This window comes from Fluviicola taffensis DSM 16823, from assembly GCF_943372375.1.
Classification (GTDB): domain Bacteria; phylum Bacteroidota; class Bacteroidia; order Flavobacteriales_D; family Crocinitomicaceae; genus Fluviicola; species Fluviicola taffensis_A.
In genome coordinates, this window is the sequence record NZ_CALRYJ010000023.1 from 32,016 (window position 1) to 48,428 (window position 16,413).

The following is a 16,413-nucleotide window of genomic DNA, read 5'->3' on the forward strand; positions in this document are numbered from 1 at the left end:
TATTTCAGGGGTTGTTGTTGGTATTAATCTTGTAACTTCGACCCACTAAAATTCAAATGAAACGTACGCTCATCCTTGCTTGTATATTACTTTGCTCCATGGAATTGTTTGCCCAATCCCAATGGATTCGTTTTTCGTTCGTTTCGAAGGATTTTCCTTGTGAAGACGTCTCGAAGGAGTTGACGATCTCAACATTCCTGTCAGGGAAGGACAGTACCATTTTTAAACAGCAATTTTCCGAATGTTCCCGGTTGATTGAAATACCGAAGATTGCCGGAACTTATTCCTTTACCGTAAAAACACAGTTATACCAGCCCATTTTATTGAGTTTCGAGATCCAGGCAAATACTGCGGATACGGTTCAATTGGGGGAGTTGGTCCTGAAAGAAACCGTTTCGGTACTGGATGAGGTGACTGTTACCGGAATCCAGCGCAGATTTATTCAGGTTGATGCGGATAAGACAACCATTACCGTAAAGGACAACCCGGTTCTGACGGTCAGTAGTATTTACGATGCCGTTTTAAAAATTCCCGGGGTTGTTCCTTATCCGGGGGGCGGTTTTGCTATAAGCGGTCAGATTGCCAGTGTTTACTTTGAAGGAATTCCGAGTAGTTTGTCGACGGATGATTTGGTGAATTTGCTGAAGAGTCTACCGGCAACTTCCGTGGAAACCATTGAGATCATTTCGAATCCGGGAGCCTCATACGATGCAAATGTAACAGGGGCGATCATCAATATTGTCAGTTTAGGAAAGGTCACCAAATGGTTATCCGGTACATTCACCTTGAATTACGGATTGAATCAGAATAACAAACTTTCTCCCTCTTTAGTTATGAGCGGAAGACGTTCACGTTGGAATTGGCAGTTCCAGGCGGGTTATTCCTACAATGAGCGTTCCAATCTGACTACGGCTAATAAAACATATACTTCATTCAATCCGGTTGCAAGTCTAATCTCGGAGCGAAAGGAACAAACTGTCAGCCAGTATTATTATTTCAAACCTTCAGTGAATGTCCGGTTGACCAAACGTTCCAACCTGATCCTGAATTACAACGGATCTTATAGTGACAATATTTACAATGGAAATTCCACTACCAACAGTCAGGAAATTACTCCGGCAGTGGATCTGCAAACGAAGTATTGGTCTCAGAATAAAGGTCAGAACAACGAATTCATTGTGAAATACAGAAACGAATTCGATACCCTTCACCGGGTTTTGAATATTACTGCATTCTATTCAACGTATTGGAATAATTCCAGGAGAAATAATACGCAACGGGAATTTGCTTCGGAGGATTTTAGTGTGCTGAATTACCGGTTGAAAATTCAGAAGTTCTATTTCCGTGCAGATGCTGAAATCCCATTCGAAAAGATCAAGTTCTATTTGAATACAGGAATCAAATACCAGAATTTGAATACGAACAATATCGGATCGTACAATCTGCAAAACACATCTGAAGAGATCTTTGCAAATCCGTTTTATACTTCCAGTATTGATTTTAAATACCGGGAAGACAACTTAGCGGCTTATGTGGAATTGAAAAAACGATTAGGCAAGAAAGTTTCCATTGGGGCAGGAGTGCGGGCTGAAAATTTCAGTCTTACGAGGAGTTCCAATATAACCGTTTCGGCGCAGAATAATTACTTCAATTTTTTCCCATCGTTCAATGCGATATACCGTATCAGTTCTGATATCAATCTGATCGGAACCTATTCGCGTAAAATCGGGATTCCGAATTTCAGCCAGTTTGACCCGAATAATTCCGGTTATTACGATACCTACAATTCCTCTACCGGGAATACCCAGTTAAAACCCAATTTTTATGACAATGCGGAGTTGAAATTCACCGTTTTCGATTATTTGCAATTGTCGGTAGATTACACGCATTCCGGTTCTTTAAATCTTTCCGAAATCGTTGTTCAACCGAACTCGCTGCAGTCGACCCAAACGTTCAAGACTTTCAATAATGTGAATACGGTTTCTTACTTCATGTCGCTTCCGGTTCCATTCGGAATTTTCAAGAAGGGGTTGAAGTTCTTTGATGAGCCGGTTGAAATCGACAAAATTTCGTTCATGTACCTGTACGGTGAATTTACCAAGACCCAAATATCGGGATACAATTACCTGGAGCGGAATAAAGGAATCTGGACGGCGGGTGTTTACTCTCAATTTATTTTGCCCTGGAAAATCAGAATGAATGTGGATTACTACATTTCGGCAAAAGGGAATTACCAGATTTATCAATTCATCAAGAATCGTTCGGCTTTGGAAGTGGTTTTCAGCAGGGAGTTTTATGACAAGAAGTTGAAAACGTCTTTATCTTTTGAGGATATTTTCAATACCGATCAATCCACAACGCGCCTTGCATTTCAGAATTTGAACATGGATAGTTATTCCAAAAATGACACACGGATCATTTGGTTCAAGGTTTCCTATTCATTCGGTAGGTATGAAAAGCCGGAGTCGGATGCAGGTGGACCGCCGGAGAAACCGAATCTGAACGGAGGATTGTGATAATCGCAATGTATACCCATTCTTTTTTCTCCCACAGATGCACAGATTGAAGCGAGCTTACCAGACTCGCTATTTTTTAAAACAGACGTTTTACCTTTCAGTTAGGATAACTCTTTTGTATTGCAACTTTGGTTTTCTAAAATTCATGATTAAACCAACTTCCATTCCTGAAATTGCCAGGTAATTGATTGTTTGTTCGAAATGCTCATTAGTTAAATCGGATATTGCTTTTACTTCTAAAATAATAGAATCAAAAACAACAAAGTCTGCAAAAAATTGATGTGGTAGAATAATGTCTTTGTATTTTACCTGATATTGGACTTCACGCGCGAACAAAATTCCGTTTTTTCTGAATTCATACTCTAAGGCGTCCTTGTAAACAATTTCGGAAAATCCAACTCCTAATTCAGTATGAACTTCCGTACAGCGACCAATAATTTGATAGGTTTCTTCTTCTAATAAATAATGTTCCATTCTTTTTAAGTTAGTGAAAAACATCATTTCTTTTATAGGGAAATAGATTTTTCTCGCCTATATTTTTTGATTAAAGTTAGTTGCGGGTCTTACTAAGTTTAATGATTAGAAGAGAAGAGGCGACCGGTAGGGGGGGGTATGTACTTAACACAGGTAATCTCTTAAACAAACTTTTTTTGAACGGTTTTGCAAAAAAAATCAATTGGTAGTTTCTCGCAGATGCACAGATTTTTATGGCGCTTATCAGTCGCCATTTAAGCGAGACCGGTAGGCTCGCTCTAATCTGTGCATCTGCGGGAAATAAAGCATTTGTGGGAAATAAAAAAGCCCCGAATCACTGGTGAAACGGGACTTCCAAAATCTATTTCAATTCTTACAATGCAGCCAGTGCAGCATCATAATTCGGTTCATCCTTAATATCCGGAACCAATTCAGTGTAAACTACCTGATGATTTTCATCCAAAACAACAACCGATCTTGCATGCAATCCTTTCAACGGACCATCCAATAGCTCCAAACCGTAGTTTTTTCCAAATTCACCATCTCTGAAATCAGAAAGTGTTACCACATTCTCGATTCCTTCAGCACCACAAAAGCGTTTTTGAGCGAAAGGCAAATCACGGGAAATACATAAAACGGTTGTATTGTCCAAAGATGAAGCTTTCTTGTTGAATTCGCGAACTGAAGTTGCACATGTTCCCGTATCGATACTTGGGAAGATGTTTAAAATTAATTTTTTGCCTTTGTAAGTGTCCAATGAACTAGTGCCTAAGTCTGCATTTACCAAAGAAAAATCTGCTGCGTGTGATCCTGTTGCCGGTAATTCACCGCTTGTGTGTAGAGGATTTCCTCCTAATTTTACGTTTGCCATTTTTGTGTCAATTTTTGCTGGTTAAAAATACTATTTATTTAGGATCAGTGAATTTGTGAAGGTGCAATTCCAGAAATATTAGGTCTTTTTATGAGAAAATGAAGAACAGTCAAAAAAAATCCCGTTCAACAGTTGCAGAACGGGATTACAAGGATGTGGTAAATCAGGTATTTAAAACTGAGCTATTTCTGTAGAGTCTTTCATTGCAACCGTAGATGATAAACCTGCTGTAACAGTACTTTGAATTTCATCGAAGTAACTTGTTCCCACAAATCCTTGGTGTTTCACTGCGCGGAAACCATCTGCTTGAAGAGCAAATTCACGTTCTTGTAATTCAGAATAACCGGCCATTCCACGACGTTTGTAAGCCAAAGACAATTCAAACATGGATGTATTCAAAGCATGGAATCCTGCTAGTGTAATGAATTGGAATTTATAACCCATTACTGCCAATTCTTCACGGAATGTTTCCATTTCTTGTTGACTTAATTTTGCGGCCCAATTGAATGAAGGTGAACAGTTGTAGGCTAATAATTTTCCTGGAAATTTTGCGTGGATAGCTGTTGCAAATGCACGTGCTTGTTCCAAATCGGGGGTTGATGTTTCCATCCAGATCAAATCTGCATAAGGTGCATAAGAAAGTCCGCGGTCAATTCCTTGTTGTAAGCCATTGTTTACGTAAAAGAAGCCTTCAGGGGATCGTTCGCCGGTAACGAATTTTAGATCGCGTTCGTCAATATCACTAGTTAATAAGTTGGCTGCATCTGCATCAGTTCGGGCTACAATCAATGTTGGAACTCCCATTACATCTGCTGCCAAGCGTGCTGCAATTAGTTTGTTTATTGCTTCTTGTGTTGGAACCAATACTTTTCCACCCAAATGCCCACATTTTTTTGCAGACGACAATTGATCTTCGAAATGTACGCCTGCAGCTCCGGCTTCAATCATTCCTTTCATCAATTCAAAGGCATTCAAATTTCCACCGAAACCTGCTTCTGCATCTGCTACAATTGGAACCAAGTAGTCTTTTTTAGTTTCAATTTTATTTACACTTTGAATTTGATCTGCACGAAGTAAGGCGTTATTGATACGTTTCACTACTAATGGGACGCTATTGGCAGGGTACAAAGATTGATCGGGGTACATTTCTCCAGCTACATTTGCATCAGCTGCTACTTGCCAACCAGATAAGTAAATGGCCTCTAAACCCGCTTCCACTTCTTGAATTGCTTGATTTCCAGTCAAAGCTCCCAAGCCGGCTATCCAATCTTGATTGTTTAATTTGTGCCAAAGTATTTCTGCTCCTCTGCGCGCAATGGAGTATTCAATTTGGTAGGAACCTTGTAATTCAATCACTTTTTCAGCTGTGTAAGGTCTGGTAATTCCATTCCAACGAGGATTCGTGTTCCAATCTGCTAGTAATTGGTTTATTCTTTCTTGTGTTTTCATAACTTTGTATTGGTTTTAAATAGTTATTTATTTAATTATTTGAATGAAACTGTCGGATGTTACAGCATTCGGCAGTTTTGCTTTTCTCCTTTTTTATTCAGGATATTTTTAGTTTTTATAAATGTATTCGTATGCTTTGAGTGTTAAAAAATCATCCAATTCCTCATTAAAAATCAATTGCTTGAATAGTTCTGTTGCGAGTTCAAATTTTCCTTGGTTGTAGCGTTCCTGTCCGACATAATCAACAATTTTTCTAAGTTCTTCGGCAATATATACCAGGTATAAGCCTTGCGTACACAATTCGCCGGTTTCTAGCGATACATTCTTTTTTAGCCAAAGCCACAACTGTGCTCTTGAAATTTCGGCAGTTGCAGTATCTTCCATTAAATGATACAAAGCGGCTGCTCCGGTTCCCATCAACCAAGATTCTAAATAGAGAATTCCTACGTTGATGTTTTTTCGGATTCCTGCTTCTGTAATTGTTCCTTGCGGAATCTGCAATAAATCACGTTCTGAAATAAAGAGTTTGTCGAGTTTTAGACTAATCTGATTGGGTGTGGTCATTTCACGGTCGAATATTTCTTTTGCTAAAGGAACCAATGCAGGATGAGCTACCCAAGTGCCATCATGTCCATTTTTAACTTCTCGTTCTTTATCGGTGCGTACTTTATTCAGGGATATTTCATTGGCTGTGGAATCATTTTTAATAGGTATTTGAGCGGCCATTCCTCCAATTGCATGAATATTTCTTCGGTGACAACGTTGAATGACTAATTGAGAATAAGCAGCCATGAATGGACTTGTCATAGTTACCTGGTCGCGGTCCGGAATAGCAAATCCAACCGTTTTGTTTAGTTTTTTAATGAAGGAAAAAATATAGTCCCAACGTCCGCAATTCAATCCTGTGATATGATCGCGTAACTCATAAATAATTTCGTCTAATTGAAAACTTGCAGTTATGGTTTCGATCAGAACGGTTGCTTTAATACTTCCTTTTGGAATGCCAAAATAAGCTTGCGCAAAAACAAAGACATCATTCCACCAACGAGCTTCTTCGTAATGTTCCAATTTGGGGAGGTAGAAGTAAGGTGCTGTTCCACGGGTAATTAGTTCGTGGTAGTTATGAAAGAAAAACAATCCGAAATCAACCAAAGAACCAGCGGCAAGACCTTGTTGAAAACGGAGGTTGTTTTCTGATAAATGCAATCCGCGTGGACGTACTTTTAAAACAGCTACCTTTTCATTCAGTGAATAAGATTTACCATTTTGACTCCATGAAATCGTTTGTTGAATAGCATCTTTTAAGTTTTGTTGGCCTTCCATGAGATTATTCCATGTGGGGCTCGTTGCGTCCTCAAAATCAGCCATGAAAACAGAGGCTCCTGAGTTTAATGCGTTGATAATCATTTTGCGGTCAACAGGTCCGGTGATTTCTACGCGACGATCTTGTAAGTCTGCTGGAATGGGTGCTGCAACCCAATCGCTTTCACGAATGTGTGTTGTTTCTTTCGGAAAAACGGGCAGTTCTCCGGAATTGAAAATGACTTGTTGTGCTGCACGGTTTTCAAGCAATTTCAATCTGCGAGTATCAAATTGTTCGTGCAGTGCAAATAAAAAAATCAATGCGTCATTGGTTAAAATTTCAGGGAATGTTTGTTCATGAGATACTTCAATCATTTTTTTGAGACGTTTTGTTTCCATTTGTCGAACCGATTTTAAAATTCTTTGACAATAATAAATAATATTTTTACACAAAATAGCGAACGTTCGCTATTTTAACAAAATTGTTTTTTGTGATGAATTCGCAAAAAAAAAGTCATATTTGTAAATCTCCTTGAAAACACAAGGAAAAATAGTTGAAATTCACGTTGTAAGCGATTGAGATATGATAGAAGAAGAATACATTCGGTTGATTTTTGGTTTGAAACTGAAACAAATTCGAACGGATAAAAATCTTTCCTTGTTTGGACTGGCTAAGATTACTGGTCTGTCTAAATCATATTTAAACGAAATTGAAAAAGGGAAGAAGTATCCCAAGCGTGATAAGATTGTCACCTTGGCAGATGCACTGGATACAACTTATGATCAGTTGGTTTCTCTGAAACTGGATAAGAACCTTGCGCCGATTGGTGAAATTTTACAATCCCGTTTACTGAAAGAAATTCCATTGGAATTATTCGGAATCAAGGAAAGTGATTTGATTGACATCATAGCTGAAGCTCCTCTGAAAGTAAATGCCTTTATTTCGACTTTGATTGAAATCTCCAAACATTACAATGTTAGTAAGGAAAGCTTTTACTTGGCGGCATTGCGTTCGTATCAAGAAGCACAAAACAATTACTTTGATTGGATCGAACAAGAGGTTGAGCATTTTGCAAAAGCATATTCCATTCCCTTAAATCAAAAGATAAAAGCGAGTGATCTGGAAGAAATCCTGATTGAAGAATACGGCTACACGATCAATAATGAAGAATTGAATCAGCATCAAGAATTGACAAACCTACGTTCTGTTTTTATTCCCAAAACAAAGCTGCTTTTGATTTCTAAGGAAGCGGATGAATCGCAAAGAACGTTCATATATGCCAAAGAAATTGCTTACAACTTTTTGAAATTAACGGATCGGTTGTATACTTTTTCGTGGATTAAATTTGACACTTTTGACCAAGTGCTCACCAACTTTTACGCTTCTTACTTTTCCGGAGCATTGATCATTCCAAGGAAAACCCTCGTAGAAGCACTGAAATCTTTTTTCGAACAGGAAACCTTTAATGAAGATGAATTGTTTCAGCTGATTGATCGTTTTACAGGTTCGCCAGAAACATTTTACCAACGTCTTACGAATATCCTTCCAAAGGATTTTAATATGAAGAACCTCTTCTTCTTACGGTTTCGATACAAGCCAGAACGAGATGATTTCCAAATGACCAAGGAATTACACATTACTTCGACACAAGAGCCACATGGGAATGAAAATAACCAGCATTATTGTCGCAGATGGATTTCGATCAAGAATTTGGCTAGAATTCCCAATTCTGAGAGTAAGCACTTAATTGGCGCACAGATTTCATCTTATAACGACACGAATAATAAATACCTCGTGCTTAGTTCTGCTACGAAAGATCCTATTCGCAGAGGATATTACCGTAGTATCGCTTTGGGAATTCTCATTTCGCCTCATTCACAAGGGAAAATTAGTTTTCTAAATGATTCTTCGATTCCTCAACGTTTGGTTGGAGTAACTTGTGAATCTTGCTCGATTGCTGATTGCCGTGAACGTGTAACTCCTCCGTTGGTTTTAGAACGTTTAGAGCGTTTTGCGAAAACAGATGCTGTTGTGGAATCGTTGATGGAGAAATTTGGAGGGACTACAAGGTCTTAATTGCCTTAGTCATTTCCCGTTTTCCCGGAGGACCAGGTAAAGCAGTCACTTCAAAACCGACCGATTTCAAATCGCGTTTCACCTGGCCTTTGGCGCAATAAGTAACCAAAATTCCACCCGGACTGAGCCAGTCGTAGATCTTTTGGAAAATCTCAACGCTCCACAATTCAGGCTGAACACGAGGTCCGAATGCGTCGTAATAACAGATGTCGATCGTTTCTTTGCCCAATTCCAATTCCTGGATCTGCTTTTCGATTTTCTCCAGTACAAAATGTTCCGAAATCTCGCGAGCCACGTTCCAATCGACCTGGTGCATTTTCTTGAATACTTCTTCTGCATCTTCGTCGCGCGAAAAAGAGGTGTAATTCATCCCTTCAATTTCTTCCATACTTGGCGGAAAAGCTTCCAAACCGATGTAATGAATGTATTGATTCCGTTTTTCTGAAGCAAAATAGGTTAGAAGAGCATTCAATCCTGTTCCGAAACCCATTTCAAAAATCGTGATATAATCTCCGGGTTTCGGATTCAGCCCATGCTTGATGAAAACGTGCTGAGCTTCCTGCAATGCCCCATGACTTGAATGATAATGCTCATTCCACTCGGGAAGGTAGATTGTTGTGGAGCCATCTGCGGTTTTTACCAATTCACGTTTCATTCGGTAAAGCTAGTTAATGTATTAAGAAGAGACAAGACTATTAGAGTCGAGAGTCAGGACATATGCAATTTTTAGCCACTTTCAATCCTGACTCTCTCAGTCTTGTATCTTGTCTCTCTGCGGCGGTGGATCAATTTACTTCCATTTGCGCTCTGAAATCCACATTTTACCTAAAATTAAAGTTCTATTCTTCGACTACTAAAATGAATCCGTAATTTTGTCGCATGAGTGAAAAACAGACCAAAGGCTTAATTTTTATTTTAATTACCATTTGTATCGATTCCATTGGATTGGGAATTATCATTCCTTCTCTTCCAAGTTTGATCGCTGATGCGACTCATTTGTCAATCAATGAATCTTCCAAATACTCCGGAGTTGTATTGGCAACTTATGCGTTGATGCAATTTCTGTTTTCACCGTTGATTGGGAACTTGAGTGATCGCTACGGACGCAGACCGATTATCTTGATGTCGCTTTTGGGTTTGGGATTGGATTACGTATTCATGTATTTCGCACCGAGTTTGGCTTGGTTAATTATTGGTAGAGCTGTTTCCGGAATGTTTGGGGCGAGTTTTACAACGGCTGCGGCTTACATAGCAGATATTTCAACAGATAAAAACAGAGCGCAGAATTTCGGATTGATCGGAGCTGCTTTTGGAGTAGGATTCATCATCGGACCTGCAATCGGTGGCGTTTCTTCCGAATTTGGATTGCGCGTTCCATTCATGGTTGCTGCGTTCTTGTCATTGGCAAACTTCGTTTATGGGTTGATCTTCCTGAAAGAATCCTTGCCTGTAACCGACCGCAGAAAATTCGAGCTTTCACGAGCAAATCCAATAGGGGCAATCAAGCAAATTGTGCGTTTCCCGAAATATAGAGGGTTGTTTGTCGTGACATTCATTGTCTTATTGTCGAATATGGCGATTCATTCCGTTTGGAATTATTACACGATTGCGCGTTTCGGATGGGAAACGAAAGACGTAGGAATTTCCCTGGCTGTCGTTGGAGTTTGCTTTGGGCTCGTTCAGGGAGCAATGGCAGGGCCGATTGTAAAACGAATGGGGGAGAAGGGAGCCGCCACTTTGGGCTTGGTCATCCTAAGTGTTGTGACACTTGGAATTGGACTGCTTCCTTATGGTTGGATGATGTATGTGATTATTCTTCCTTATGCTTTCTCAGGAATTGTGGATCCAAGTATTCGTTCCTTGGTTTCAGGAGAGGCAAAGAACAACGAGCAGGGAGAATTGCAAGGAATTTTTACGTCGCTCATGAGTTTGGCAGAAATGATAGGACCAGTCTTTATGATGTGGATCTTTTATAAGTCCGTTCCATTTGCAGAGAAGAATTCTGTTTTTTACGGAACGCCATTCTTTGTTGCTGCACTTTTGGCGGTTATCGCATTGATTTTACTGCGTTATGTTTTCAGTAAGATTGCATTTAAAGCCAATGAAGCGCTTTTGGATGAAGCATTGGAGTCCGAATCTTTAGACAGCGAAAAAAGCCCCCACTAGCTAGCAGGAGGGCTTTCTTATCTTTCATTTACTCAGCTGTAAAGCTGTTTTTTTTCTTCATCCCCTCGCAGGAGTTCGTTCGTTTTGCTTTGTTAAATGCTGAAGCATCTCAACTTATCTTACCTAACCGTACTCTATATCTCCATAAAAACTGAAGCGAGACCACCCAATCCGGGTTGAAGAAATATCTGAAGTTACTTTTTACCGAAAATCGCGAAAAGATCGATAATGCTTAGTTGTTGTGAGAACCAGTGAATCATATCCTTTTATTTTATTTGTTTCTCCAAAAATCAGTGTTTTTAGTTGGTTTTTTATTGTCTGTTTTTACCCGAATTTGTAAGCGGTTCGGAATCAATGACAAGTGGCAATATAAAGTGATTTCGAATTATTAATTGATGTATCAATAATTACCTTTGTTTAGGTAATCTTTTGACGATGAATAAGATATTGCACCCGGAAGACTGTAAGGCAATTGAAAAGCTGATTGCTTACATGAATGAACATCCGCATGAACATTTCGATATAGCGAATCATGCCCGGATGATCGGCTTCTCCATTTCAAAATTGAATAAAAGTTTCAAAGCATATATGGGAATCGGTCCGGCCAGTTACTTCCGGAATCTTAAGATGGAGAAGGCTAGAAAGTTACATACGGAAGATTCTTATACCTGGACCGAAATCAGTTCCATTTTTGGGTATGCGGATTTGGCTTCTTTTAGCAAGGCTTTTAAAAGAATTCACGGATTTTGTCCACGGAATGCAACTTACAGTGAGTAATTGACGTTATTACTATAACTCAATTTATCATGTACTACAACAACCTTTTACAAGTGGAAAAACTAGATTCGATTATTTTTTATAAGATCGACAGAGCTATTAGAACTTATCGGCAATTCGCACAAGCCCGTTTAAGATCTTTGGGGCATCAGATTACGATTGATCAATGGCTGGTCATCCGTTGTTTGATTGAAAACCCCAAGATCCAGCAAAACGAGATTTCAGAATTGGTTTTTAAGGACGCAGCTTCTGTAAACCGTATGATTAACCTGTTGGTTGAGGCAAAGTACCTCAAGCGTAAGATCAACAAATCAGACCGTCGCAAGATGGACATCCTGGTAACTCAGAAAGCATTGGATGCCATGGAAGCGATGGACGAAGTAATCCCTACCAATCGTGCAACCGCTTTAACCGGGCTTACTCAGGAAGAAATGGAAATTGCTACGAAGGTGATGACCCAAATTGCAAGTAATTGTAAGAAATAGAGTCCTTTCGTATCAGTTTTGAAACACCGCTTGGATTTGGTCTGGGCGGTGTTTTTTGGTTGGGGAATTTTAAAACTATTTTGTTTCTGAAATTGAAAAATAAAATAGTAATGAGGTTTTTATGCGATTTATCCTTAGAAAAATGAAGTTCATCTGCAACAGGAAACTACTGTCAAACCTAATATCAAAGATGTTTCAATTGTAAAATTCATTTTTTATATCCTTTTACTTTTGTTAATTTCATCTAATGCTTTAATTACTATTTGTATTGCTTCTTCAGCCTCTGGCAATGATATATCAATACCATGAACTGCTTTATTGCAAACAGAAACAGCATATTTGAGGTCATTAATAGTAGAAGGTGAAATTAGGTTCATCGATCCCAGAATTGAAAGTGTCTGAGTTATTGGCATAAACTCTTTTATATTAATGTCATAATTCTTTACAATATCTCTCAAACTAATTTCAATATGTCTACGTAATTGAGCTAAAGCATTCCAAGGTTGTCCAAATGAGAGTTCTTTAATAATTGAGTGAAACTCATTAGGAACTTCGTAATTATAGATAATCTTTGTTTCGTGGGATTCAATATCTGTTTTTTTAATATCCTCTTCTGTTCCAATGAATGAAATAATATTTTGAATATAATGATTTACTTTCTTTTGGATTTTGGTATTTGTTGAAAATTCCTTAATTGTCACATTTCCAATATTGTTATCGAGATATTTACCTAATTGTTTTATATCAGCTGATGCCAGAGCTTGCTTAAATAAATTGCCATCAATTTCTTCAAGCGTTTTTCTTTGTTTGATATAATTAAACAAATAAGTAAAAAAAGTTATTGAAGTAGAAAGAAGACCAAGAATAGCTGCTATTTTACTAATAATACTCATGTAGTTTGTCTGATCCATTTTCAATCTTGATTTAATATTGAACGATAAAGTGATAGGAAGGGTTTTATTTTTTTTAGATCACTCAAAAGCTTTAATGCGGCTATATACTGTCTTGTGATTTTTCTTAATTGATACATTTTATAAAAACCGAATGAGGCAGTTAGAACTGAAAAAGCTAAAGCAATGAAAAGTTCTTTGTAACTAACTTTAAACTCTTGTTTAAAATATGAAATAGCTAGTGCTACAATAAGTGATGCAGCTGCTCCAATTGTTCCTTTTATTGTCATGGTAGTTCTATCATAATACCATTCAAAAGTTTTAGTAACTTTTGTTTCTACATCCTCTATGTCTTCCGAAGCGAGGTCAATTAATTCTGAAATTCTTATGTCACTCATTATTTACTGATTTGGAACTGTTGCTAACAAACAATCACCATCAACCAATCAAAACTGGTCCTTCTACACTGAAATTCAAAACTTATAGGGGAGTTTTCCTTCAGCAAATAGTGTTCGTCACGTTATCACTTCAATAGTAGCAAAAAAAATCTGAAATAGGATGTTTTCTGTGTAAAAGGAAAGGCTTTTAAGCTTCGGGGTTTGTTATTTACGGAAGATTGGAGTTTACCATCCTCCTCGGTCCTCCTTCAAAGGAGGAAGACGAATAGACCGCTTAACAAGAATTGAATCCTCATTCTCATTCTCGCTCTGATTTTTTTCTGAATATTCCGGTTGACCAGAGAGCCCATAAAATTAGCACCGGTTGGAAAAATAACCGGATCAATCGTTTCAGGTCGGTATCCAATCCGAAAGCGTCAATTCCATTGGTGTATTGAGAGATGTTTCCCGGGAAAACAAGGACATAGAAAATGGCTAAGGCTATCCCCACTTTGATCTTCTGTTTTACCCAAAAGATCATGGCTAATCCAAAAAGGATTTCCACAACTCCGGAGGAGACCACCACAAAGTCCATAAAACCGGGGCTGTCGGGAAGCCAGCGGGGAACTTGTGCCAGGAATTCTGTTCGTTGAAAGGTTAAATGACCGATACCTGCCAATAACATGAATGACCCAAGCAGGATTCTCATGATGTTTTGAAAGAGGGATGTTTTCATATCTGATTCGTTTGGATTGCATGAGATTAAGTTACGTTTTTTTTAACCAGATATATATTCTAGTAATTCTGCATAAGCAGCATTTTTCATTTGTCTTGAGCGAACAACTCCAACTTGTTCTAATTTGTTGATTAAGGTCTGTTCAGTGGTATTAATTAATTCTTTTATTGTTGAAAGTCCAGCTTGATTTATTAATTTTTTTTTCTGCCAATTTGAAAGGTCTAAGGTTGAGATGGGCTTGTCCAAAATATTATTAATTGAAGCAACAAGTGTTTCATCATCCTCCAAAACAATATTTTTATCAGTCAGATCTTTATAAGCTGAGTGATTTTGGCCATATTCAGAAAAATTATTGATTTGGAGTTTTCCAATTAATTCTCTTGAGTTTCTTGTTGGATTATTTACTTGCGATAAAAACACACCATAGTTTACCTCATAGCGTGTCCCTATCAATGATCTGGTTCCTTTTACACCATCTTCCATTTTTTTTATTATACCCGTATAGGTCAAAAGTCTGAGAGCTTCGCTTACTTGAATTGGTGAATCTTTATGTATCCAGAAATAAATACTAGTCTCAACTTTAATTGTTCCATCTTCATTAAAGTTCTTCTTTATTAAACTAGGTATAACAATGTCTTCAAGAAATTTCCTGCCCCAATCTACAAGTAGTTTATGCCCTTTGAATTTATCTCCTAATAATGTGTGCTCAGCCCAAATTTCGTTGCGATAAAAACTTCGAATTAGTGAATCAATTTCACTAGTATTAATTTTTTGAAGTCTTTCGGTTGTTTTTAATAAAATTCTTGGATTACCATTTGAGCAAAAAATGACAGTATTATATAGTTCTTTGTTTTGATTAATAATTAAAATTTTGCTCTTATCAGCTTGTTTTTCGACCATTGAATTCATGAAATTCAAATAAACAGAATCTTGAATATTTCTATCTAATTTTTTGTATACAGAATCATGAATCGCTTCAAAAGTATCGCCATAATGGGTTACTCCAGGATAAACTGCTGCTTTAGAAGAAACATAGGGTGAACGAAAGTCTCTAAATAATGTAAAGAATTGCCTTTGTTGTTCAGGTCGAAAAATATGAGCTGCTTCATCAAAGAAAAAATAAATACCCTTAATTTGATTTTCTTCACATAAACTATTTAATGCATCGATAATATCATTAAGTTCAGGAAGAGAGGTTGCATCAATTGAAACTCCGGGATTTTTATATGAGTCCTCATAGGCTTTTATAATTGTGTCAAGGCTATTTGTTTCAGGAGTTGTTTCTGTATTTAATAGGGTTGAAGCATATTTGGAAAATACTAATCCTTTTTTCAGACTACTTTTTATAAGTTCTCTTAAAGAACGAGCCACCATCCAGTTTCTAAATTGGAAAGTATCCGTTGTATGAATAAGTGTGCTTGCCATAAAAGTAACATATACAGGAAGAATTCTGTCCAAAACAAAATTTTGCTCTAATTGATAGCATGCATATTTCATTAAGAATGATTTTCCTGTACCTCTACTCCCCTCAAGTATCAAATTCGAATTTGATTTCAAAGACTCAATTATCTCGTTTTCTAATTGTGATTTAACGATTAGATTCGGTAACTCTTCTGGACGAATATTCTCGGTTCTAAAATATATTTCTGCCATTTTATTTTGATGAAGTTAAATGTTGAAGAATAGAAGGGACATGATTTAATGTTTGCATGATAATTGGCTCGACTTGTTCAAGTTGACTTCGATTTAAACTTTTTAAATACCTCAAACAAAGGGCGAAATTAGCAATCTCAAAAAAAGACTTTAAAGATTGGTTGAAAAGATTAATTTCATCGATTTCGATTTTAATTGCTTCGCTACCAATAATCCAAGTGTGATGATTTCCATGAACATATTCTGAGAGATCTCTATATAATTCTTTTGCCTTAGTAAAGTATTCTTCATTCTTTTCTTTGAGTTCCGAGAAGAATGCATTACAAAAGCGATGTGAAAGTATTCCATTATCAAAATCGTTAATTGTACTCCAATTTAAATCCTTTGATGATTTTGTCCATTCAATAAAATCAAGTGTGGCAGTGCTGAAATAGATTCCTCCAAATAACATTTCCATTGAAAGCCTTAAAGAACTAAAAGCATTTCGATATAAGCAATATGATTGAGAAATTATTGAAAGCTCTAAAGATTGAATACTGTTAGTTAATAAAGTTTTATAATTATCCTTGGGTATTATTTCTAACCATGTTTGAAGAGGCTTAGAAAAATCTATGCCATTATCAATTACCTCTTTATTTTT

Annotated in this window: 15 protein-coding genes; 5 read left to right on the forward strand and 10 right to left on the reverse strand. The window is 37.4% G+C overall.

All coding sequences use genetic code 11. From position 1 onward, the window contains the following. Positions 1 to 56 precede the first annotated feature (56 nt). Positions 57 to 2,516, forward strand: a complete 2,460-nt coding sequence (locus tag AAG807_RS19720) for a TonB-dependent receptor (RefSeq protein ID WP_341907893.1) — start codon at positions 57 to 59, stop codon at positions 2,514 to 2,516. Between the two features lie 90 nt (positions 2,517 to 2,606). Here the strand turns inward: AAG807_RS19720 and AAG807_RS19725 are convergent, their stop codons facing one another. The 4 genes from AAG807_RS19725 to aceB form a co-directional block, all read right to left on the reverse strand. Then, positions 2,607 to 2,990, reverse strand: a complete 384-nt coding sequence (locus tag AAG807_RS19725) for a GxxExxY protein (RefSeq protein WP_341907896.1) — start codon at positions 2,988 to 2,990, stop codon at positions 2,607 to 2,609. A gap of 373 nt (positions 2,991 to 3,363) precedes the next feature. After that, entirely contained in the window at positions 3,364 to 3,861 is a 498-nt protein-coding gene (tpx, locus tag AAG807_RS19730) for a thiol peroxidase (protein ID WP_341907899.1), read from the reverse strand. Between the two features lie 171 nt (positions 3,862 to 4,032). After that, positions 4,033 to 5,310, reverse strand: coding sequence for an isocitrate lyase (gene aceA / locus AAG807_RS19735; RefSeq protein WP_341907901.1), 1,278 nt, complete (start codon positions 5,308 to 5,310; stop codon positions 4,033 to 4,035). Positions 5,311 to 5,418: 108 nt separating this feature from the next. After that, on the reverse strand, positions 5,419 to 7,011 hold the full coding sequence (gene aceB / locus AAG807_RS19740) for a malate synthase A (protein WP_341907904.1): 1,593 nt from the start codon (positions 7,009 to 7,011) through the stop codon (positions 5,419 to 5,421). 187 nt (positions 7,012 to 7,198) lie between these two features. Between aceB and AAG807_RS19745 the strand changes: the two genes are divergently transcribed. Then, positions 7,199 to 8,689: a helix-turn-helix domain-containing protein gene (locus tag AAG807_RS19745; protein WP_341907934.1), complete on the forward strand. Its 1,491-nt coding sequence runs from the start codon at positions 7,199 to 7,201 to the stop codon at positions 8,687 to 8,689. Here AAG807_RS19745 and mnmD read toward each other — a convergent pair. Then, positions 8,676 to 9,344: a tRNA (5-methylaminomethyl-2-thiouridine)(34)-methyltransferase MnmD gene (gene mnmD / locus AAG807_RS19750; protein ID WP_341907906.1), complete on the reverse strand. Its 669-nt coding sequence runs from the start codon at positions 9,342 to 9,344 to the stop codon at positions 8,676 to 8,678. The genes AAG807_RS19745 and mnmD overlap by 14 nt on opposite strands. A 224-nt stretch (positions 9,345 to 9,568) precedes the next feature. Here mnmD and AAG807_RS19755 point away from each other — a divergent pair, with 224 nt between their 5' ends. From AAG807_RS19755 to AAG807_RS19765, 3 genes are all read left to right on the forward strand, one after another. Next, positions 9,569 to 10,855, forward strand: a complete 1,287-nt coding sequence (locus AAG807_RS19755) for a TCR/Tet family MFS transporter (RefSeq protein WP_341907909.1) — start codon at positions 9,569 to 9,571, stop codon at positions 10,853 to 10,855. 435 nt (positions 10,856 to 11,290) lie between these two features. Next, positions 11,291 to 11,632: an AraC family transcriptional regulator gene (locus AAG807_RS19760; RefSeq protein WP_341907911.1), complete on the forward strand. Its 342-nt coding sequence runs from the start codon at positions 11,291 to 11,293 to the stop codon at positions 11,630 to 11,632. Between the two features lie 29 nt (positions 11,633 to 11,661). Further along, the gene (locus AAG807_RS19765; RefSeq protein ID WP_341907914.1) at positions 11,662 to 12,117 is read left to right on the forward strand and encodes a MarR family transcriptional regulator; all 456 of its coding nucleotides are present in this window, start codon (positions 11,662 to 11,664) and stop codon (positions 12,115 to 12,117) included. A gap of 215 nt (positions 12,118 to 12,332) precedes the next feature. Here AAG807_RS19765 and AAG807_RS19770 read toward each other — a convergent pair whose 3' ends face one another. From AAG807_RS19770 to AAG807_RS19790, 5 genes are all read right to left on the reverse strand, one after another. Next, complete coding sequence (locus AAG807_RS19770; protein WP_341907917.1) at positions 12,333 to 13,028, reverse strand: hypothetical protein; 696 nt, start codon at positions 13,026 to 13,028, stop codon at positions 12,333 to 12,335. Between the two features lie 2 nt (positions 13,029 to 13,030). Continuing rightward, entirely contained in the window at positions 13,031 to 13,405 is a 375-nt protein-coding gene (locus AAG807_RS19775; RefSeq protein WP_341907919.1) for a hypothetical protein, read from the reverse strand. A gap of 298 nt (positions 13,406 to 13,703) precedes the next feature. Beyond that, positions 13,704 to 14,120, reverse strand: a complete 417-nt coding sequence (locus AAG807_RS19780; RefSeq protein WP_341907923.1) for a hypothetical protein — start codon at positions 14,118 to 14,120, stop codon at positions 13,704 to 13,706. 42 nt (positions 14,121 to 14,162) lie between these two features. Continuing rightward, a complete protein-coding gene (locus AAG807_RS19785) occupies positions 14,163 to 15,773 on the reverse strand; it encodes a hypothetical protein (RefSeq protein ID WP_341907926.1) in 1,611 nt (536 codons plus the stop codon). Position 15,774: 1 nt separating this feature from the next. Continuing rightward, positions 15,775 to 16,413, reverse strand: a 639-nt coding sequence (locus tag AAG807_RS19790) for a hypothetical protein (RefSeq protein WP_341907929.1), incomplete at its 5' end; no start/stop codon positions are given.